We start from the raw sequence: 20,297 nt of genomic DNA, 5'->3' as shown, positions 1-20,297 counted from the left end.
CACCCGAAAGGTGTGCGGCTTTTCCGATTCCCGGCGCGCGAGGTTGAAACCCCGCCCCGCCTCAGACGGCGGCTTCGCGCGCGGCGCGCTTGCGCTCGTTTTCCTGCAGGTAGCGCTTGCGCAGGCGGATCGACTTGGGCGTGATCTCGACCAGTTCGTCGTCGTCGATGAATTCCACGGCGTATTCCAGCGACATCTGGATCGGCGGCACCAGGCGCACAGCTTCGTCGGTACCCGAGGCGCGCACGTTGGTCAGCTGCTTGCCCTTGATCGGGTTCACGACCAGGTCGTTGTCACGGCTGTGGATGCCGATGATCATGCCTTCGTACAGCGCATCGCCCGGATTCACGAACATGCGGCCGCGATCCTGCAGCTTCCACAGCGCGTAGGCCACGGCGTCGCCGTTGTCCTGGCTGATCAGCACGCCGTTGCGGCGCTCGCCGATCGAGCCTTCCTTGATGGGCGCGTATTCGTGGAAGATGTGGCTCATCAGGCCGGTGCCGCGCGTCAGCGTCAGGAATTCGTTCTGGAAACCGATCAGGCCACGGGCGGGGATCAGGTATTCCAGGCGCGTGCGGCCACGGCCGTCCGGCTGCATGTCCTGCAGATCGCCCTTGCGGCGGCCCAGTTCTTCCATCACGCCGCCCTGGTGGGCGTCTTCGACGTCGATGGTCAGCGATTCGAACGGCTCGCACTTGACGCCGTCGACTTCCTTGAACACCACGCGCGGACGCGACACGGCCAGCTCGTAGCCTTCGCGGCGCATCGTTTCCAGCAGAATCGTCAGGTGCAATTCGCCGCGGCCCGACACTTCGAACACGGTGTCGTCGCCGGTGTCGCGCACGCGCAGCGCCACGTTCGACTTCAGTTCGCGGTCCAGGCGGTCGCGCAGCTGGCGGCTGGTGACGAACTTGCCTTCACGGCCGGCCAGCGGCGAGGTGTTGACCATGAAGTTCATGGTCAGCGTCGGCTCGTCGATGCGCAGCATCGGCAGCACGTCCTGCGTGACCGGGTCGGTCACGGTGCAGCCGATGCCCAGGTCTTCGATACCGTTGATCAGCACGATGTCGCCGGCTTCGGCTTCATCCACCACGATGCGCTCCAGGCCGTGGAACTTCAGCACCTGGTTGATGCGGCCGCGGCCGCCCTGGCCCTCGGGACCGAACTTGTAGGCCACTTCCATGCCGGGACGCATGCGGCCGCGGTTGATGCGGCCCACGCCGATCTTGCCGACGTAGCTGTTGTAGTCCAGCGAGATGATCTGCATCTGCAGCGGGCCGTTGGGATCGTCGTCACGCTGCGGCACGTGCTGCAGGATGGCTTCGAACAGGGGGCGCATGTCGCCTTCGCGCACGTCCGGGGTCAGGCCGGCGTAGCCGGACAGGCCCGAGGCGTACACCACCGGGAAGTCCAGTTGCTCGTCGGTCGCGCCGAGCTTGTCGAACAGGTCGAAGGTGGCGTTGATGACGAAATCGGTGCGGGCGCCCGGACGGTCGACCTTGTTGACCACCACGATGGGCTTGAGGCCCAGGGCCAGCGCCTTGCGGGTCACGAAGATGGTCTGCGGCATCGGGCCTTCGACGGCATCGACCAGCAGCAGCACGCCGTCGACCATCGACAGCACGCGCTCGACTTCGCCACCGAAGTCCGCGTGCCCCGGGGTGTCGACGATGTTGATGTGCGTGCCTTCGTATTCAACGGCACAGTTCTTGGCCAGAATCGTGATGCCGCGTTCCTTTTCCAGGTCGTTCGAGTCCATGACCCGTTCGGTCACCGCCTGGTTTTCGCGGAAGGTGCCGGATTGGCGCAGCAGCTGGTCGACCAGGGTGGTTTTACCGTGGTCCACGTGGGCGATGATGGCGACGTTGCGCAAGGCGCGAGTCATAGCGTGTCCTTTAAGGTGGTGGCGGGCAGCAAGCCCGCCGGCAATTCGTTCAGTGCAAGCAATGCCTGCTTCGGGTCTGGCATCGCCTGCAAGGCATCCAGCGCAACGGCGCGTTCCAGAGAAAATGGCCCGACGTGCGTGCGCCGCAGCGCCGCCAGGTGGGCGTAACAGCCCAGCGCGCGCCCGATGTCCTGGGCCAGCGTCCGGATGTATGTGCCTTTACTGCAAGCCACATCGATCTCTGCCTGCGTCCCGTTCAGGGACAGCAGCTCGATGCGGTAAATCGTAATCTGCCGCGGCGGACGTTCCAACTCGATGCCCTGCCGTGCATATTCGTACAGCGGCTTGCCGTCGCGCTTGAGCGCCGAATACATGGGCGGAATCTGCTCGATCGTGCCCGAGAAACGTGACAGCGCATCGCGCAGGGCCTGTTCCTCGACCACGAAGCCTGGGGCGGCCGATGCCACCACGTTGCCGGTCAGGTCGCCCGAATCGGTTTCCTCGCCAAATTGCAGCGTAGCGCGATACGCCTTGTCGGCGTTGAGCATCGCGCCGGAAATCTTGGTTGCCCGGCCCATGCAGCACACCAGCAGGCCGGTGGCGAAGGGGTCGAGGGTGCCGGTATGGCCAGCTTTCGCCGCGTCCATGGCACGCTTGGCGCGTTGCAGCGCGTGGTTGCTCGACAAACCTACGGGTTTGTCGAGCAACAGCACACCGTCGAGCGCAAGCCCGCGTCGTTTAGCCATCGTCGGAATCCGGTTGAAAAGCAGTGACGACAGCCCGATCAGGACTGGTCTTCAGGTTCGTCTGGCACGCCCGAGTGCGGGCCGGGCCGGTTTGCGCGGTCGATGAGGATCGACATTTCGATGCCACGGGCAATCTGCTCGTCGTGGAAGAAGCGCAAAGTGGGGACAGTGTGAATGTGCAGCAGCTTGTACAGCTGGGAGTGCAGCCAGCCGGCCTTCTCGTTCAGCAAGGCGGTCGCGGCCTCGGGCTCGGCGCCCAGGACCGTGAAATACACCTTGGCATGCGCGTAGTCGGTCGACAGTTCCACACCGGAGAGCGTGATCAAACCAGCGCGGGACGTGTCGATCTCGCGCTGGATGATCCCGGCCAGATCCTTCTGGATCTGGTCGGCCAGCCGCAAATTGCGGCCGGGGATGGCTTTGGACTTGTGACGGCTCATTAGAAACAATGCCTCGCGACGCCTTACAGCGTACGCGCGATTTCCTTGATTTCAAAGACTTCCAGTTGGTCGCCCACCTGGATGTCGTTGTTGCCGCGCAGCGTAAGACCGCAATCGAAGCCCGACTTGACTTCCTTGACGTCGTCCTTGAAGCGGCGCAGCGAATCGAGCTGGCCGGTCCACTGGACCACGTTGTTGCGCAGCAGGCGGACCTGCGAATCGCGACGCACCAGGCCGTCGAGCACCATGCAACCGGCGATGTTGCCGATGCGGGAAATGCTGTAGACCTCGCGGATCTCGACCAGGCCGATGACTTCTTCCTTCTTCTCGGGCGCCAACATGCCCGACATGGCCGCCTTCACTTCGTCCACGGCGTCGTAGATGATGTTGTAGTAGCGCACGTCGATGCCGTTGGTCTCGGCCAGCTTCTTGGCGCTGGCTTCGGCGCGGACGTTGAAGCCGATCACCACGGCGTTCGAGGCGATCGCCAGGTTGATGTCGCTTTCCGAGATGCCGCCGACGGCCGCGTGCACCACTTGCACGCGCACTTCGTCGGTCGACAGCTTGGTCAGCGACTGCACCAGCGCTTCCTGCGAACCCTGGACGTCGGTCTTGACGATCAGCGCCAGGGTCTGGGTGCCTTCGCCCAGGTTGTCGAACATCGATTCCAGCTTGGCGGCCTGTTGGCGGGCCAGCTTGACGTCGCGGAACTTGCCCTGGCGGAACAGCGCGATTTCGCGCGCCTTGCGTTCGTCGGACAGCACCATCAGTTCGTCGCCGGCGGCCGGCACTTCGGTCAGGCCCTGGATTTCCACCGGGATCGACGGACCGGCAGCCTGGATCGGCTTGCCGTTCTCGTCGAGCATGGCGCGCACGCGGCCGAAGCTGGCGCCAGCCAGCACCACGTCGCCACGGTTCAGCGTGCCGCTCTGGACCAGGATGGTCGCGACCGGGCCGCGGCCCTTGTCCAGGCGGGCTTCGATCACCAGGCCCTTGGCCGGCGCGTCGACCGGCGCCTTCAGTTCCAGCAGTTCGGCTTGCAGCAGCACGTTCTCGAGCAGCGCGTCGATGCCCTCGCCGGTCTTGGCCGACACCGGCACGAACGGCACGTCGCCGCCGTATTCTTCCGGCACCACTTCCTCGGCGACCAGTTCCTGCTTGACGCGATCGGCGTTGGCGCTGGGCTTGTCGATCTTGGTCATGGCCACCACCATCGGCACGCCCGCGGCCTTGGCATGGTGGATGGCTTCGCGCGTCTGCGGCATCACGCCGTCGTCGGCCGCGCAGACCAGGATGACGATGTCGGTGGCCTTGGCGCCGCGGGCACGCATGGCGGTGAACGCCTCGTGGCCCGGGGTATCCAGGAAGGTCACCATGCCACGCTCGGTTTCGACGTGGTAGGCGCCGATGTGCTGCGTAATGCCGCCAGCTTCGCCCGCGGCAACCTTGGCGCGGCGGATGTAGTCCAGCAGCGAGGTCTTGCCGTGGTCGACGTGGCCCATCACGGTCACGACCGGAGCGCGCGGCAGTTGTTCGGCTTCCGACACGCTGGCGGTTTCGTCCAGGAAGGCTTCCGGGTCGTCGAGCTTGGCGGCGATCGCCACATGGCCCAGTTCCTCGACCACGATCATCGCGGTTTCCTGGTCCAGCACCTGGTTGATGGTGACCATCTGGCCCAGTTTCATCAATTGCTTGATGACCTCGGCGGCCTTGACGGACATCTTGTGGGCCAGGTCGGCCACGCTGATGGTTTCCGGCACGTGCACTTCACGCGCGATGAATTCCTGCGGCGCCGGCTCGTTGCGGCGATCGTTCTGCTGGTTGCGGCCACCACGGCCGCCCCCCTTGCCACCACCCTTGCCACCGGCACGCCAGCCATCGCGGCTGGCCGGCGCCGCCGGCTTGTCGGCCGGCTTCTTGCGCGAGGCGTCGTCCGACCAGGTCGAGGCCACTTCGGCCGTCTTGATGGTCTTCTTGGTGCCTGGCGCGGCCGGCTTGGCGTCCTTCTTGGCGCCAGGCGCGGCGCCTGTCTTGCCGGCCGGCTTGTGCAACGTGCCCGAGATCGGGGCCGCGGCAGGCGCTTCGGGCTCGGGAGCGCGCAGCACCTTGCGCGGTCGGTTCAGCATCTCGCGCAACGCGGCGGCTTCGGCTTCGGCGGCACGACGGGCTTCGTCACGACCCGCACCGCTTGCGGAAGCGGCGAGCGGCGGACCGGCGCGGCGGTTGTCGGCGCGGTTACCTACCTTGGCGGCAGGCGCGGCGGGCTCGGCCGGCTTGGCGGCGGGCTTGACGGGTTCGGACTTCGCGGCAGGCGGGACCTGGGCGACAGGCGCGGCGGCCTGGGAGGACGATGGTTCGGACTTATTGGCTAGCACAACGGGTTCCGGCTTGGCTTCTTCAGCCTTGGGCTCGGTGGATTCAGTCTTGACTTCGGGCTTGGCCTCTTCGGCCACGGGCTCGGCAGGAGCGGGCGCCGGCGTCGTTTCCGGTTCAGGCTGGGCCTGGACTTCGGCGGCAGGGGCCGCGACGGGGGCGGGCACTTCGGCCGCGACGGGTTCTACAGGCGCGGCCGCTTCGACCGGCGCGGGCGCTTCAACAACAGCGGGCTCTTGTACCGGGGTCGCAGCCGGTGCCTCTACAGGCGTGGCTTCGCGCGGTTCGGCCGGCTTGGCCGCCTCGGGCACCGCGGGCGTGGACACCTGCTGTGCTTCCTCGACGGACGACTCTTCCTCGGCGCGGGCGCTGGCGGCCTGCTCCAGGGCGATTTCGGAGGGGTCACGCTTGACGAACACCCGCTTCTTGCGCACCTCGACCTGAATGGTGCGCGAGCGGCCAGTGGCGTCCGCCTGGCGGATCTCGGAGGTCTGGCGGCGCGTCAGGGTGATCTTCTTGCCTTCGGTCGCGCCGTGGGCGCGACGCAGCGATTCGAGCAATTTCGCCTTGTCGCTGTCGGTGACGGAATCGTCCACCGATTTGAGGTCAACGCCAGCCGAGCGCAGCTGTTCCAGCAGCACATTGGCAGGCATTTTCAGCTCGGTAGCGAACTGGGCGACGGTGTTACTCGACATTAGGCTCTCTCTTCCCTATATGCAGCTATTACAAACAACGTGAACATGCGGCGGATTGCTTCGCCATCCGCCCCAGACCCGTGTCCTTTTGGTTATTCTTCATCGAACCAATGGGCGCGGGCACGCATGATGAGATCGCTGGCTTCCTGCTCGGTCAGACCGGCGATTTCCGCCAGTTCGTCCGTCGCCAGTTCGGCCAGATCGTCACGCGTATGCACTTGACGCTCGGCCAGCTTGGCGGCCAGTTCCGGCGTCATGCCTTCGAGTTCGAGCAAGTCCTGTGCCGTTTCAAGGCGCTCTTCCTGGGCGATGGCCTCGGTCAGCAGCGCATTGCGGGCACGGGCGCGCAACTCGTTGATGGTGTCTTCGTCGAACGCCTCGATCTCCAGCAGTTCCTGCATGGGCACGTAGGCGATTTCCTCGATACCGGTGAAACCTTCGTCGATCAGAATGTCGGCGACTTCCTCATCGACGTCCAGCTTGTTCATGAACGTGGCACGCAGGCCCGAACGCTCGACTTCCTGGCGGTTCAGGCTTTCTTCCGGCGTCATGATGTTGATCTGCCAACCGGTCAGCTCGGAAGCCAGGCGCACGTTCTGGCCCTTGGCGCCAATCGCCTTGGGCAGATTTTCCTCGTCCACCACGACGTCCATCGCGTGCTTGTCTTCGTCCACCACGATGGACTCGACGTTGGCCGGCGCCAGGGCGCCGATGACGAACTGCGCCGGGTCTTCCGACCACAGCACGATGTCGACCTGCTCGCCGCCCAGCTCGTTGCGCACGGCGGTCACGCGCGAACCGCGCATGCCGACGCAGGTGCCGATGGGATCGATACGCTTATCGTATGCCACCACGGCAATCTTCGCACGCACACCGGCGTCGCGGGCCGCGGCCTTGATCTCGAGCAGGCCCTGTTCGATCTCGGGCACTTCGTTCTCGAACAACTGGCGGATGAACTCGGGCGAGGTCCGCGACAGGATCACCTGCTGGCCACGGGCGGCGTGGTCGACACGCAACACGAAGGCGCGCACGCGGTCGGCGACCCGCAGGTTTTCCTTCGGGATCATTTCGGAGCGCGGCAGGCGCGCTTCGATCTTGCCGGTTTCGATGATGGCATCGCCCTTGTCCATGCGCTTGATGGTGCCGGACACGATGGTCTCGCCGCGATCCAGGAAGTCGTTCAGCACCTGCTCGCGCTCGGCGTCGCGGATCTTCTGCAGGATCGCCTGCTTGGCGGCCTGGGCGCCGATACGGCCGAATTCGATGGGCTCGAGCGGCTCCTCGATGTATTCACCGACCTGGATGTTGGGCACGATCTCGACCGCATCCGACAGCATTTCCTGCTTGTCGGGCTCTTGCAGGCCCGCTTCGTCGGGCACCACCAGCCAGCGCCGGAAACCTTCGTGGTCACCGGTTTCACGATCGATGGCAACACGAATGTCCGCATCATCCTTGAAGCGCTTTTTCATGGCCGAGGCCAGCGCGCTTTCCAACGCTCCGAACACGACATCACGCGTGACGTTCTTTTCACGCGCCAAGGCATCGACCAACAGAAGAATTTCGCGACTCATCGCTTTTTGCCCTTGAAATCCAGAACGGGATCCAGTTTTGCACGATCGATATCATCGACCGTGAAATTCAACACCTGGACTTCGTTCTTTTTTGCCTCAAATTCGAGACCGAACACGGTCTTGTGCATCGCCGCGGCGTCATCGGCCGCGGGCGCTTCCTCGGGCACGGTCAACGTGCCGGAGAAAACCTTGCGCCCGTCCAATGCGTCGCGCAGCTTGATCTCGATGCGTTCGCCAGCGAAACGGCGGAAATCGGCCTCGTTGCGCAGCGGGCGATCCACGCCCGGCGAACCGACTTCCAGCCGCTTGTAGTCGATGTTCTCGACCTCGTACACCCGCGACAATTGGCGGGAGACCTGCTCGCAGTCTTCGATGCGCACACCGCCGACCCGATCGATCGTGACGCGCAAAAGGCCCAGCGCGGCACGTTCGACGTCGACGAGTTCGACGTCCATGCCGGCCAGTGCCTCTTCGGTCAATGCGAATAAATCAGCCATATACTCAAAAAAAATGGGCTGCACGCCCAGCCCACCGTATTGCACAGTGCCCAGCCGCCACCCTACTGCACGTAAGGAGCAATGCTGGGCAGCGCCCTATATTGCGACCTAATTTCGGCTTGCGCCGCCCTTGCGGCGCACCTGCCAACCTCGCGCCACGCCGGCCACCAAGGCCATGAAGCGATACGCCGCACCCTGGCCAGAGCGGCCCGCGGCGCATGCGGGGTTCATGAAAAACGCGGCCCAGGCGGCAATGCCAGGGCGCCAAAACCATGAACGCGCAATCAACGCGAAGCCATGAAAACCATTGATTTTACCAGATAAACCGGAAAAACGCCTGATTCGTCACGGGCTTACGTTTATCTGGGACACATCCAGGCAACGGCGCCGCACGGACGCCGCCCCGGGGACGGCTCAGCGCCCCCGGCCACCCCGGCCGCCCACCACGCCGAGGCGCGATTCATGGGCCGATGCGCCACGCGGCTGCCAATCGTCGCCACGGGAGCCGGAACCCCCGCGCGAGGCGCGCGGCTTGCCGCCGGCGCCCGGCCCCTTGTTGCCACCACCGGTACGTGCGCCCTCGGCCTTGTTGCCGCCGCGGCCGGCGCCGGCCGGCTTGCCCGGCCGAGCCGCATTGCCGCCGCGCCCGCCTGCCGGCTTGCCGGATTTGGCGCCTGCCGGCTTGCGGCCGCCGCCCACCGGCGCTTCGGCGGCGGTTGCCGCCGGGCCATTACCATTATTATTGGCAGCCGCGGCGCGCACGCCACGCCCCTTGCCACCGCCCGGCTTGCCGCCCGCACGCGCGCCCGGCTTGCCGTTCCCGCCTGCCCCACGACCGCCCGCGGGCTTGCCGCCCTTGCGATTGCCATTGGCGTCGCCAGCCAGCGGATGGCCGTTGGCATAGCCGCCAGCGATCATCAAACCGGTGCCGAAAGGGTCGGACGGACACGCCATCGCCTGACCGGCGCTGCCGGCACGGCCACCCTGGATCTTGCCACGGCGACCGATGCGCGCGCCATTCATGCCATTGCGGTCCATCGTGCCGAAGCCAGGCGGCAAAGCGCTGTCATGCGACTGCGGCTGCTTGGAGCGCCGGCGGTTGCCGCCGGCCTCGTCATCGTCGCGCAGCAGACCGAGCTGCACCATCAGCGCGGTCACCAGCGAGGCGTCGAGCTCTTCCCAGCGGCCACGACGCAGCGTGCGCGGCAACACAACGTCACCGAAACGGGTTCGGATCAGCCGACTGACGGTCACGCCAACCGCCTCGAACATGCGGCGCACCTCGCGATTGCGACCTTCCTGCAAGGTCACTCGATACCAGCGATTACTGCCATCGCCCCCCAGATAATCGAGCGCGCCGAATGCCGCCAGACCATCCTCGAGTTCGATACCGTCAACCAGCGACTGGCGCTGCGCCTCGTCCATCTCACCCAGCACGCGCACTGCGTATTCGCGTTCGGTGCCATAGCGCGGATGCATGATGCGGTTGGCCATGTCGCCCGAGGTGGTGAAAATCAGCAGGCCCTCTGTATTCAGGTCGAGCCGGCCGACCGACAGCCACTTGCCGGTGCGCAACTTGGGCAAGCGCGCGAACACGCTGGCGCGGCCGCCGGGATCGTCATGGCTGACGATCTCGCCCGCCGGCTTGTGATACAGGATCACGCGCGGCGGCTTCTTCGTATTGGCGCGCATGATGGGCTTGCCATTGACGCGCACCTGGTCATTCGGCGCCACGCGCTGGCCGATATGCGCCGGCTCGCCATTGACCGACACACGACCGGCCACGATCAACTCTTCCATTTCGCGGCGCGAGCCGATGCCCGCGTCGGCCAGCACCTTGTGCAGCTTGGGCATGACGGCCTCGCTGTTCAGGTACTTGCCCAGCCGCTGTTCCATGCGATCGGCCGTATCCAGGTACGACAGCGCCTGCTCGGCCTCCTGCTCGCCACCACGGGCATCGGCCGCATCGGCCTGGCCACTGACGGCAGCCTGCCCTTCGGTCGCGGGCGCCTGCTCGGCGGCGGCATCGCCGCGACGGCGGCGGAACGGCGTACGCAGCTTGCGGCCACGGCCGCGGGCCTCACCCTCGACAGCCGGCTCGCGACTGGCGGCCGCGTCCGCCGGCCCGTTGGAAACGGCGTCATCCGGACGGGGGGTGTCGTCCTGCATTGCAGTATTCGTTGTCACTGGGACAGCTCCGAATTTCAAACTTGGGAAGGCCTGCCGGAAGCAGGCGCATCATCATCGGGGGACTCGGATTCGCGATCAGCCTCGGGCTGACCGGAGTCCGGCTCGGTGGACGCCGCCACGGCGGCATCCGTATCAGGCTCGAACGGCCCGGCGCCAGGCGCCAGGGTTTCGGCCTCGTCTATCGGTTCGGTCGGTTTCGCGCTTTCCGCGTGCTCGACAGCCTCGTGCGCGGCGCCGGACCCGGCGGCTGCGTCGTTACTGCCAGTTTCTGCGGAATGGTCGGGCGACCCGCCATGCGCCTCTTGGGCGGCATCCTGGGTCGATACCTCGGCTTCTTCGAAGCGTCCGGCATTCTCGATGCCCACGGATGGCGCATCGGACAAGCTTTCAGCTCGCTCCCCGACGGTGGAATCGTCTGCGGGAATCGCGTCTTCTTCGGTGCGCGAAAGGAACAATTCTACGCTATCGCCCGCCGCCTTGGGGATATCGTCGTCCGAAACAGACAATTCCGCCATCGGAATATTGGATTGCACATCGCCATCCTTGGATTGCACATCGCCATCCACCGCAGCGCCTTCCGCAGCAACACCGTCCGCGGCGTCGGCCAATTGCTGCACTTCTCCCAGGTCCAGGCCTGCCAGGGCGGCGGCGGCATGGGCGGACTCCAGCGCGGGCAATTCGTCCAGCGCGCGCAATCCCAGGTCATCCAGGAATTGCCGCGTGGTCCCGAACAGCGCAGGCCGTCCGGGTGCATCACGATGGCCGATCACTTCAATCCAGCCACGGTCCTCGAGCGCCTTGACGATATTCGACGACACGGTCACGCCACGGATGTCCTCGATATCTCCGCGCGTCACCGGCTGGCGCCAAGCCACGATGGCCAGGGTTTCCATGACCGCGCGCGAATACTTGGGCGGCTTTTCGGGATTGAGTCGCTCGAGATAGCGCTGCATGTGCGGACGGCTCTGGAAACGCCATCCAGTCGCCAATTGCACCAACTCCAGCCCCCCATCGGCCCAGTTGTTCTGCAGTGTTTCCAGCAACGTGCGCAGGGCACTGTTGTCGAATTGCTCATCATCCCCGAACAGCTTGCGCATTTCGGACAGTTGCATCGGCTGCACCGCGCAAAGCAGCGCAGTTTCCAGCACGAGTATCGCCTCGCTATCGTTCATCGACATTCAAATTCAAAAAGGCTAACTTGCATTGGGTTGAAAATAAGGCTAATATTCTTTTCTCAGACGCGGGGTGGAGCAGTCTGGCAGCTCGTCGGGCTCATAACCCGAAGGTCGTAGGTTCAAATCCTGCCCCCGCAACCAAATTGATCGAGGCCTGGCGAATTCGCCGGGCCTTTTTCATTTGTGGTTGGCGAATTTGTGGCTGAAGAATTTGTGGCTGACCCGTTTGTGACGACCGGCCCGAGGCGCGCAATCCGAGGCGCACAGCCCGGCGCGCGCCAGCACGCACGCAATCGCGCTCGCAACCCTGCGCCCGACCGCACATCCAACCCCACACCTGGCCAAACCCGGCGGTCAATCCACGCACGATCGTGAACAAGGCCAAAGCCGAAAACAGGGCCAGTGCGCGCAAAGCAAGCAAAACCTGCGACACAGCGATCCACGCAGCCGTCCGCGCCACAGCATGGGCAGAACAACTACAGCAGATAGCGCTGGTTTGCGTATTTCTCACGAGAATCCTGTATTTACTGCCACTGCGCCAACTATCCGCCAGGCACCGCGGATGAGCACAGAAAGGCTCATGCCATACGGAATGGACTGTGCATACACCCCGACCGGGGCCGGAACAAATCCATCAGCGGCAAATATCTATCCGCGACACATCCGCTTGAGCAAAAATCTGGAAAGCTGGCAAACACGCCAACGAAATGCCAACAAGCATGCTGAAAAGCCTGCGGAACGCGCCGTTACCGGCATTTTTTCCGCGCTAACCGCTATGGCGGCAATCGATTTCAAGGCATGGACCTGGATTGCCAGGCATCCGCCCACTGTGCCTGCGGCCCGCGTCGGACCAGCCGGCACCTGGAACCCGGCCCCGGAAATCCGGCGTGCCTCCCCTGCTGCTCCTGGCGCCCGGTCTAGCCAGATACCGGCCCGCGAGCAGGAACCCGATACACCGGAACCACGGTTCTTTGAATGTCTGAGACTACATGCTGGCGGCCCCGGGTCAAAGCCCTGGTGCATCGCACCCAACCCGCCAAGACAGTGGCTGGATTATACCGTTATATACCCCGCCCTCAAGCCGAGCCACGCCAGCCGCGCCACTCTCCGGCGCTTTCCTAGACCCGATCCCAGGGCGCGGGCCCCAGCCGCTCAACCAGGAAATCCAGCATCGAGCGCAGAATCAAGGGCATCTGCCGGCGTGACGCGTAGACGCCATAAATACCCAGCTCCTGGGGCCGGGCCTGCGGCAGGATCGCCTTCAGGCGCCCCTGCGCGACATATTCGGCGGCATAGTAGGTCGGCAGCATGGCAATACCCGCCCCCTCCAGGGCGGCCTGCAGCAGCACCGACACTTCGTTGGCGCTGATATTGCCGCTGACCGGCACGTCCACGGGCACGCCATCGCGCTCGAAGCGCCACAAGCTCTTGCCGAAATAGGAATGTGTCAGGCAATTTCGCAAGGACAGATCCTCGACCCTCGCCGGCTCGCCCTCGCGCCCCAGGTATTCAGGCGAGGCGCAGACCACCGACCGGCACACCGCCAGCTTGCGGGCGATCAGATTGGGATCGAGATCATTGGTGATGCGCACCGCCAGGTCGACCCGCTCCTCGACCAGATTGACGGCGCGCTCGACCAGCATCAGGTCAACCGAGGTGCCCGGGTGGAGCTTGACGTAGTCGGTGACCAACCGCGCCAGATGGCGCGAGCCGAACGACATGCTGGTGGTCATGCGCAACAGGCCGCGCGGCGCATCCTCGGGCGTGGCGACCGCGTTGCGCAGATCGCCCACCATCTCGAGCATCTGGCGGCAACGGGGCAGTGTTTCGGCGCCAGCCGGCGTCAGGCTGAGACGGCGCGTGGTGCGATGCAACAAGCGCACCCCGACCCATTGCTCCATTTCCGCGAGGTAGCGCGACACCATGGCGCGCGACATATCCAGATGGACCGCGGCCGCCGACAAACTGCCTCTGTCGGCAACCTCCACGAATACCTGCATCGCTTTCAAGCGGTCCATGATTGTCTCGATTTTTGCATCAGACTCTGCGGTTATACCGTATTTCCATGCACTTTCCGCGCCCGGGAAGAAGATAGGCGCGCCACTTCAGGACCATCGGCAACGCACCCTCAGACCGGGAACTGGCCCAGTGCGGCAACGGCCTCGGTCCGCACCGCGTCCAAGTCCGCTCCCCTGACGATATACACCAGCCGCGACACGCGATCATCGCCCGGCCATTGCGGCAGCGGCCGGATCGGATAGAGCTCGCCATGCACGCCATGTACTTCGCACGGCAGGGCTTCGCCCTCGAAACACACCAACCCCTTCATGCGCAACAATGCCGGCCCGAACCGCTCCTGCACTCGCGACACTCCGGCCAGGAAGGCGGCGCGCCCGATCGGCGCGGTCAATGCCAGCGCAAAACTCGCCACCTGCGCGTGGCGCCCCGACATCGGCCTGACAAACGCCTGCAGCCAGTCCGCCAAGTCGGCGCCGTCGCGCGGCGCCCGGGCGCCCGCCCCTTCGAGCAACGCCCCGACCACCGGTGCATCGGTGCGCTGGACGCAGCGCCGCGCACCGGGATTGATGGCGGCGACGAGCTGCTCGACATGACGCAATTGCGCCGCATCCACCAGATCGGACTGGCTGAACACGACCGTATCGGCCAGGGCCAGTTGCCGCAAGGCCTCGGGTTGCGTATCGATCTGACGCGGTCCGTGGCGCGCCCCCACCACCACGATCGCGCCCTGGTAGACATAGCGCTCGGCCAGAAAGCGATCGTGCTTCAGCGTAAAAAGCACCGGAGCCGGATCCGCCAGGCCGCTGGTCTCGATCAGCACCCGCCGGAATGGCTTGATGCGCCGGCTCAGGGCCAGCATGAACAGTTCGCGCAACGTGTCGGCGACCGCGCCGCTGACGACACAGCACAGACAGCCGCCCTCGACCAATACGATGTCGTCCTGCGCCAGACGCACCAGATGGTGGTCCACGCCGACATCGCCATATTCATTGACGATGACCACCGCGTCGGCGTAGGCCGGCTCACGCAGGAGGCGATTGAGCAGCGTCGTCTTGCCGCTGCCCAGGAACCCCGAAATCACTGTCACGCCGATGCGCTTGTCGCCTTCAGCCCCCATCTTCCATGCGAGCTTTCGCCCCGCCCTCACTATTGCAGCGCCCCCCAAGCGGGGAACGGATCCGCAATCGTAGCCAATTCGACCGCCGGCCGGGTCATTTCCTCCTGCGTCATCAGGCAAGCCTGCAGGCGCGCCCGCAAAGCCGCCTCATCCATGCCGATGCCGATGAGCACCAGTTCCTGGCAACGGTCGCCATAGACAGGATCCCAGTCGGCAACAATGCGGGCGCGCGATTCGGCATCCTCCGGCCAGCGCTCGCGAGGCAGCGCCGCCCACCAGTAGCCCGCCGCGCCATGGCGCGTCACCGGACCAGCCTGCGACCAGGACGCGGCATACGCCGGGCGCGTCACCAACCAGAAATAGCCTTTGGAACGCACTACGCCAGGCCATTCCTGGTGCATCCAGTCCCAAAGGCGCTGGGGATGGAAAGGGCGCCGGGCACGGAACACGAAACTGCCGATGCCGTACTCCTGTGTTTCCGGCGTGTGCTGGCCGCGCAACTCGCGCAACCAGCCAGGCGCCTGGGCCGCCTCATCGAAATCGAAACGCCCGGTGTCCAACACCCGTTCCAGCGGCACCCGGCCGAACTCGCCAAGCACGATATCGGCGCGCGGGTTGAGCTTGCGCAAGATGGCCTCCAGCAGCGCCAACTCATCCGGCGAAACCAGATCGGTCTTGTTCAGCACCATGACATCACAGAATTCCACCTGCTCGATCAGCAGATCCACCACCGTGCGCCGATCTTCGTCGCCCAGAGTCTCGCCGCGCTCGGCCAGGCTGTCCTGGCTGGCGTAGTCGCGCAGGAAATTGAAGGCATCAACCACCGTCACCATGGTGTCCAGCCGCGCCACGTCGGACAGGCTGGTGCCGTCCTCGTCGCGGAAAGTGAAGGTCTCGGCCACCGGCAAAGGCTCCGAGATGCCGGTGGACTCGATCAGCAAATAATCGAAACGCCCCTTCGCGGCCAACCGCCGGATCTCTACCAGCAAGTCTTCCCGCAAGGTGCAGCAGATGCAGCCGTTGCTCATTTCCACCAGCTTCTCATCGGCGCGCGACAACGCCGCGCCGCCCTCGCGCACCAGCTTGGCATCGATATTCACTTCAGACATGTCATTGACGATGACGGCGACCCGGCGCCCCTCGCGATTGTTCAGCACATGATTGAGCAAGGTGGTCTTGCCCGCGCCCAGAAAGCCGGACAGCACCGTCACCGGCAAGCGACCGCGTAGCGACCGCCGCCTTTCCGGATCCCGCGCCGCGCCCAGGCTCCCGCCAACCTCTCCCGCTTCCATCCGCATGATTGCCTCGCCCAAAAATAGAAATGTTATTACATAACAAAACTGAACTGGAATAGCACGCGGAATGAAATTCGCCACGACAAGGCCACAGCCATGAACAGGAAACGGCAAAAGTGCGCGGCAAGCGCCTTGTAGCCGTAAAAAAACCACGGCGAAAAAACCAAAAGGGCCACTCACTTGCGTGAGTGGCCCTGAATTCTTTGGCTCCCCGAGCTGGGCTCGAACCAGCGACCTGCGGATTAACAGTCCGTCGCTCTACCGACTGAGCTATCGGGGAACTGCTAAGAAACGAGATTATGAACGAAAAATTCAGACTGTGCAAATCCCCTATTTTTTGCTCCAGTCCCGCACCAAGTTTCCCAAGCAGGAAAAACTCTGATATGATTTCGGTCTTTCCAGATCAGGCCCCATAAACCGGGCAGGAACTGCGAAAACAAAGATGCTTTGCTTGCAGTCATGGCTTGCCGAAACCCGGCTCACCGAAACGAAGCAAATGGTCTTGCCGGCATAGCTCAGTTGGTAGAGCAGCGCATTCGTAATGCGAAGGTCGTAGGTTCGACTCCTATTGCCGGCACCAGAATTCAAAAAGCAGCCCACCGGGCTGCTTTTTTCATTTCCGGACCCGCGCGTCGCGTGACAACCCGCGCCGCGGCACCCCGCAGCATGGCGATCTCGCGCCGGGAACTCCCGCGCCGCGCCAGGCGTCCAACCGGCTGGACACATCACGGCGACAACTATCATGCGCATCCTTCTCGTCGAAGACGACACCATGATCGGGGAAAGCGTGCTGGACTGCCTGCGCGCCGAGCACTACGCCGTCGACTGGGTCAGGGATGGCCACGCGGCCGAGCTGGCCCTGCGCACCGATCCCTATGACCTGGTCCTGCTGGATCTCGGACTGCCCCGGCGCGACGGCTTGGCACTGCTGCGCGAATTGCGCGCGCGCAAGGACCGCACGCCAGTGCTGATCGCCACCGCGCGCGATGCCGTCAGCGACCGCATCGCCGGCCTGGATGCCGGCGCCGACGACTACATCGTCAAGCCCTACGATGTCGACGAACTGCTGGCCCGCATGCGCGCGCTGATCCGCCGCAGCGCCGGCCGCGCCGAACCGATATTCGAGCACGACGGCATCACCATCGACCCCCAGTCGCACGCCGCCTCGGTGGACGGCACACCGGTCCCCCTGACCGCGCGCGAATGGGCCGTGCTGGAACCGCTGATCGCCCGCCCCGGCATGATTTTCTCGCGCGCCCAGCTCGAGGAAAAGCTGTACAGCTGGAAAGACAGCGTCAGCAGCAACGCGGTTGAGGTTTATATTCATGGCCTGCGCAAGAAACTGGGCCAGGACCTGATCCAGAACGTCAGAGGCGTCGGCTATGTCATTCCCAAAACATGAGCATCCCGCTTAGCTATTCGCTGCGGGCCCGGCTGCTGTTCTTCCTGCTCGCCGCGATCGCGGTGGGCGCGCTGGCGCAGGGCGCCATCACCTATCGCAGCACCCTGCAGCAGGCCGACGACATCTTCGATTCGCTGCTGCAGCGCACCGCGCTATCGCTGGGCACTGGCGATGGCCTGCTGCGCATGGGCCCCTCGCACGCCCAGGGCTCGGCCACCCCGATGGCTGACGACCTGATCATCCAGATCTGGACCCCGGACGGCGTGCGCGTGTTCAATTCGCGTTCCCGCCGCCCCCTGCCCGACCAGATCGTACTGGGCTTCGCCGATACCGAGGTCGAAGGCAGCACCTATCGCGTGTACTCCCTGGCCACCCCGTTCCAGGTAATCCAGGTGGCCCAGGACATGGCCGTGCGCAAGCGCATGGCCGGGGCGCTGGCGTGGCGTACGGTCGCCCCGATCGCGGCCGCCGCCCCGCTGCTGATGCTGATCGTCTGGTGCGTGGTGAGCTGGTCGTTGCGTCCGGTCAAGCGCGCCCGCGCCCAGGTGGCGGATCGCCAGCCCGAGGACCTCTCCCCCATCGACGTACCCGACCTGCCGGACGAAATCCGACCGCTGATGCAGGAATTGAACCTGCTGCTGGCCCGCATGCGCGACGCATTCGCCGTGCAGAAGCAGTTCGTTGGCGACGCGGCCCACGAATTGCGTTCGCCGCTGGCGGCGTTGACCTTGCAGTTGCGGGCGCTGCAGCGCGCCAGCGACGATGCCGGCCGCCAGCTCGCCGAACAGCGTCTGGCCGCCGGCATCGAGCGCGCCACCCGGCTGGTGGAACAACTGCTGTCGATGGCCCGCCACGAGAAAGGCACCGAACAGCCGCCAGCCGAGCCCGTGGATCTGGTCGAAGTCCTGCGCCTGGCCTTGTCGGACACCTTGCCCAACGCCAACGCCAGGAATATTGGCGTGGCATTGCATGGCCAACCGTGCGCCTGGGTGCGCGGTCGACGCGATGACCTGGTGCTGCTGGCGCGCAATCTGCTCGACAATGCCGTCAAATACACGCCGGCCGGCGGCCATATCGACATCCATATCGACACCCCGGGCGATCAGGCGCTGCTGCTGATCGACGATAACGGCCCGGGCATTGCGGCAGCGGAACGCACCCGCGTGTTCGACCGCTTCTACCGGGTCGAAGGCAACCATCAGCATGGCAGCGGCCTGGGGCTGGCGATCGCGCGCGCCATTGCCGAACGCCACGCCGCCACCATCACGCTGGAAGACGCCCCTGGCGGCCAGGGCCTGCGAGCCAGGGTAGCCTTTGCCCGCGAGCATCCTCCTACTTAAGATTCGCCTAAGTGTCAGGCCCGAAGATAGCGCCATGTCCCAACACATGAACGCAGGAGCCGACATGAAGACCTCGCAGATGAAACCCTCGCGCCTGGTGCTGGCGCTGCTGGCCGCCGGCGCGATTGGCGGCGCGGGCGCCACCGCCGCATTCGGCGGCATTTCGATGGCGGCCAGCGCCCCCACGGCCATCGCCGCCGCGCCCGCCACCATGACCGGCGCGCCCAATTTCGCGCAGATCACCCGCGACTACGGACCCGCCGTGGTCAACATCAGCATCAGCGGCACGCGCAAGGTGTCCGACGACGAGGACGACCCGTTCGCCCAGTTCTTCGGCCAGATCCCGGGCGCACGCGGCGGCATGCCGTCGCGCGAAGTGCCGGTGCGCGGCGAAGGTTCCGGCTTCATCATCAGCAGTGACGGCATCATCCTGACCAACGCCCACGTGGTGAAGGACGCCAAGGAAGTGACCGTCAAGCTGACCGACCGCCGCGAATTCCGCGCCAAGGTGCTCGGCGCCGACCCGCAGACCGACGTGGCCGTGATCAAGATCGACGCCAAAAACCTGCCGGTCGTGAAGATCGGCGACGTGAACCAACTGCAGGTGGGCGAATGGGTACTGGCCATCGGCTCGCCCTATGGCCTGGAAAACACCGCCACCGCCGGCATTGTCAGCGCCAAGGGCAGGTCGCTGCCGGATGACACCTCGGTGCCCTTCATCCAGACCGACGTGGCGGTGAACCCCGGCAACTCCGGCGGCCCGCTGTTCAACGATCGCGGCGAAGTGGTCGGCATCAACTCGCAGATCTACAGCCGCACCGGCGGCTTCCAGGGCCTGTCGTTCTCGATCCCGATCGATGTCGCCTACAAGATCAAGGACCAGATCCTGGCCCACGGCAAGGTGCAGCATGCGCGTCTGGGCGTAACGGTGCAGGAGGTCAACCAGGACCTCGCCAATTCGTTCAAGCTGGATACGCCTTCGGGCGCCTTGGTGTCCAGCGTCGAAAAAGGCAGCGCGGCTGAAAAGGCCGGCCTGAAACCCGGCGACGTGGTGCGCAAGATCGACGGCAGGACCATCGTGTCGTCAGGCGATCTGGCGTCCTTGATCACCCTGGCTTCGCCGGGCGAGAAGATCACGCTTGACCTGTGGCGCAATGGCGCGCCCAAGGAAGTGGTGGCGACGCTGGGCGGCATGCCGAAGGACAACACCCTGACCGTCGGTGATAGCCGCGCGGTGCAGAAGGGCCAGCTCGGCCTGGCCCTGCGTCCGCTGTCGCCCCAGGAACAGGAGGCCGCGGGCACGCAAGGCTTGTTGATCGAGCAGTCGGCCGGCCCCGCCGCCAAGGCAGGCATCCAGCCCGGCGACGTGCTGCTGTCGCTCAACGGCGTGCCGGTGCACAACATCGGCCAGGTCAAGGAGGCCTTGTCCAAGGCCGGCAAGACTGTCGCCCTGCTGGTGCAGCGCGGCGAAGACAAGATCTTCGTGCCGGTGCAACTGGGCTGACCCCGGACCCGGTCTGGGTAGCGCGTACCGGCCGGGACTGCCCCGGCC

14 protein-coding genes and 3 tRNA genes are annotated in these 20,297 nt (G+C 65.0%); 5 read left to right on the top strand and 12 right to left on the bottom strand.

The window, feature by feature from the left end; translation table 11 throughout:
- Nucleotides 1-61 precede the first annotated feature (61 nt).
- From typA to scpB, 8 genes are all read right to left on the bottom strand, one after another.
- Nucleotides 62-1,885, bottom strand: a complete 1,824-nt coding sequence (typA, locus tag AC6LKG_RS24405; RefSeq protein WP_498169109.1) for a translational GTPase TypA — start codon at nt 1,883-1,885, stop codon at nt 62-64.
- Nucleotides 1,882-2,631, bottom strand: coding sequence for a tRNA pseudouridine(55) synthase TruB (truB, locus tag AC6LKG_RS24400; RefSeq protein WP_498169106.1), 750 nt, complete (start codon nt 2,629-2,631; stop codon nt 1,882-1,884). The genes typA and truB overlap by 4 nt, the downstream gene beginning before the upstream one ends.
- A 38-nt stretch (nt 2,632-2,669) precedes the next feature.
- The gene (rbfA, locus tag AC6LKG_RS24395; protein ID WP_054450993.1) at nt 2,670-3,071 is read right to left on the bottom strand and encodes a 30S ribosome-binding factor RbfA; all 402 of its coding nucleotides are present in this window, start codon (nt 3,069-3,071) and stop codon (nt 2,670-2,672) included.
- A 23-nt stretch (nt 3,072-3,094) separates the two neighbouring features.
- Nucleotides 3,095-6,139: a translation initiation factor IF-2 gene (gene infB / locus AC6LKG_RS24390; RefSeq protein WP_498169104.1), complete on the bottom strand. Its 3,045-nt coding sequence runs from the start codon at nt 6,137-6,139 to the stop codon at nt 3,095-3,097.
- A gap of 92 nt (nt 6,140-6,231) precedes the next feature.
- Nucleotides 6,232-7,710 carry a transcription termination factor NusA gene (gene nusA / locus AC6LKG_RS24385; RefSeq protein WP_498169102.1) on the bottom strand — a complete coding sequence of 493 codons (1,479 nt, stop codon included), beginning with the start codon at nt 7,708-7,710 and terminating at the stop codon, nt 6,232-6,234.
- On the bottom strand, nt 7,707-8,207 hold the full coding sequence (gene rimP / locus AC6LKG_RS24380; protein ID WP_498169100.1) for a ribosome maturation factor RimP: 501 nt from the start codon (nt 8,205-8,207) through the stop codon (nt 7,707-7,709). The genes nusA and rimP overlap by 4 nt, the downstream gene beginning before the upstream one ends.
- Nucleotides 8,208-8,621: 414 nt before the next feature.
- Nucleotides 8,622-10,376, bottom strand: a complete 1,755-nt coding sequence (rluB, locus tag AC6LKG_RS24375) for a 23S rRNA pseudouridine(2605) synthase RluB (RefSeq protein WP_498169098.1) — start codon at nt 10,374-10,376, stop codon at nt 8,622-8,624.
- A gap of 35 nt (nt 10,377-10,411) precedes the next feature.
- Nucleotides 10,412-11,569 carry an SMC-Scp complex subunit ScpB gene (gene scpB, locus AC6LKG_RS24370; protein WP_498169112.1) on the bottom strand — a complete coding sequence of 386 codons (1,158 nt, stop codon included), beginning with the start codon at nt 11,567-11,569 and terminating at the stop codon, nt 10,412-10,414.
- A gap of 67 nt (nt 11,570-11,636) precedes the next feature.
- Here scpB and AC6LKG_RS24365 point away from each other — a divergent pair.
- Nucleotides 11,637-11,713: transfer RNA gene (locus AC6LKG_RS24365), tRNA-Met, on the top strand.
- Between the two features lie 977 nt (nt 11,714-12,690).
- Here the strand turns inward: AC6LKG_RS24365 and AC6LKG_RS24360 are convergent.
- The 4 genes from AC6LKG_RS24360 to AC6LKG_RS24345 form a co-directional block, all read right to left on the bottom strand.
- The gene (locus AC6LKG_RS24360) at nt 12,691-13,590 is read right to left on the bottom strand and encodes a LysR family transcriptional regulator (RefSeq protein ID WP_498169096.1); all 900 of its coding nucleotides are present in this window, start codon (nt 13,588-13,590) and stop codon (nt 12,691-12,693) included.
- A gap of 110 nt (nt 13,591-13,700) precedes the next feature.
- Complete coding sequence (locus tag AC6LKG_RS24355) at nt 13,701-14,708, bottom strand: CobW family GTP-binding protein (RefSeq protein WP_498169094.1); 1,008 nt, start codon at nt 14,706-14,708, stop codon at nt 13,701-13,703.
- Nucleotides 14,709-14,737: 29 nt separating this feature from the next.
- Nucleotides 14,738-15,919 (bottom strand): zinc metallochaperone GTPase ZigA, encoded by a 1,182-nt coding sequence (gene zigA / locus AC6LKG_RS24350; protein WP_498169092.1) that lies wholly within the window; start codon nt 15,917-15,919, stop codon nt 14,738-14,740.
- Nucleotides 15,920-16,207: 288 nt separating this feature from the next.
- Nucleotides 16,208-16,283, bottom strand: a tRNA-Asn gene (locus tag AC6LKG_RS24345).
- Between the two features lie 224 nt (nt 16,284-16,507).
- Here AC6LKG_RS24345 and AC6LKG_RS24340 point away from each other — a divergent pair.
- The 4 genes from AC6LKG_RS24340 (at nt 16,508) to AC6LKG_RS24325 (ending at nt 20,249) form a co-directional block, all read left to right on the top strand.
- Nucleotides 16,508-16,583 (top strand) — tRNA-Thr (locus AC6LKG_RS24340).
- Nucleotides 16,584-16,745: 162 nt separating this feature from the next.
- Nucleotides 16,746-17,405, top strand: a complete 660-nt coding sequence (locus AC6LKG_RS24335) for a response regulator (RefSeq protein ID WP_498169090.1) — start codon at nt 16,746-16,748, stop codon at nt 17,403-17,405.
- A complete protein-coding gene (locus AC6LKG_RS24330) occupies nt 17,402-18,745 on the top strand; it encodes an ATP-binding protein (RefSeq protein ID WP_498169089.1) in 1,344 nt (447 codons plus the stop codon). The genes AC6LKG_RS24335 and AC6LKG_RS24330 overlap by 4 nt, the downstream gene beginning before the upstream one ends.
- Before the next feature lie 64 nt (nt 18,746-18,809).
- Nucleotides 18,810-20,249 (top strand): DegQ family serine endoprotease, encoded by a 1,440-nt coding sequence (locus AC6LKG_RS24325; protein ID WP_498169086.1) that lies wholly within the window; start codon nt 18,810-18,812, stop codon nt 20,247-20,249.
- Nucleotides 20,250-20,297: the final 48 nt, after the last annotated feature.

The organism is Achromobacter sp. 46006, assembly GCF_059761975.1.
Note: the sequence above shows the minus strand (reverse complement) of the source record. Positions and strands in the feature narration are given on the sequence as shown.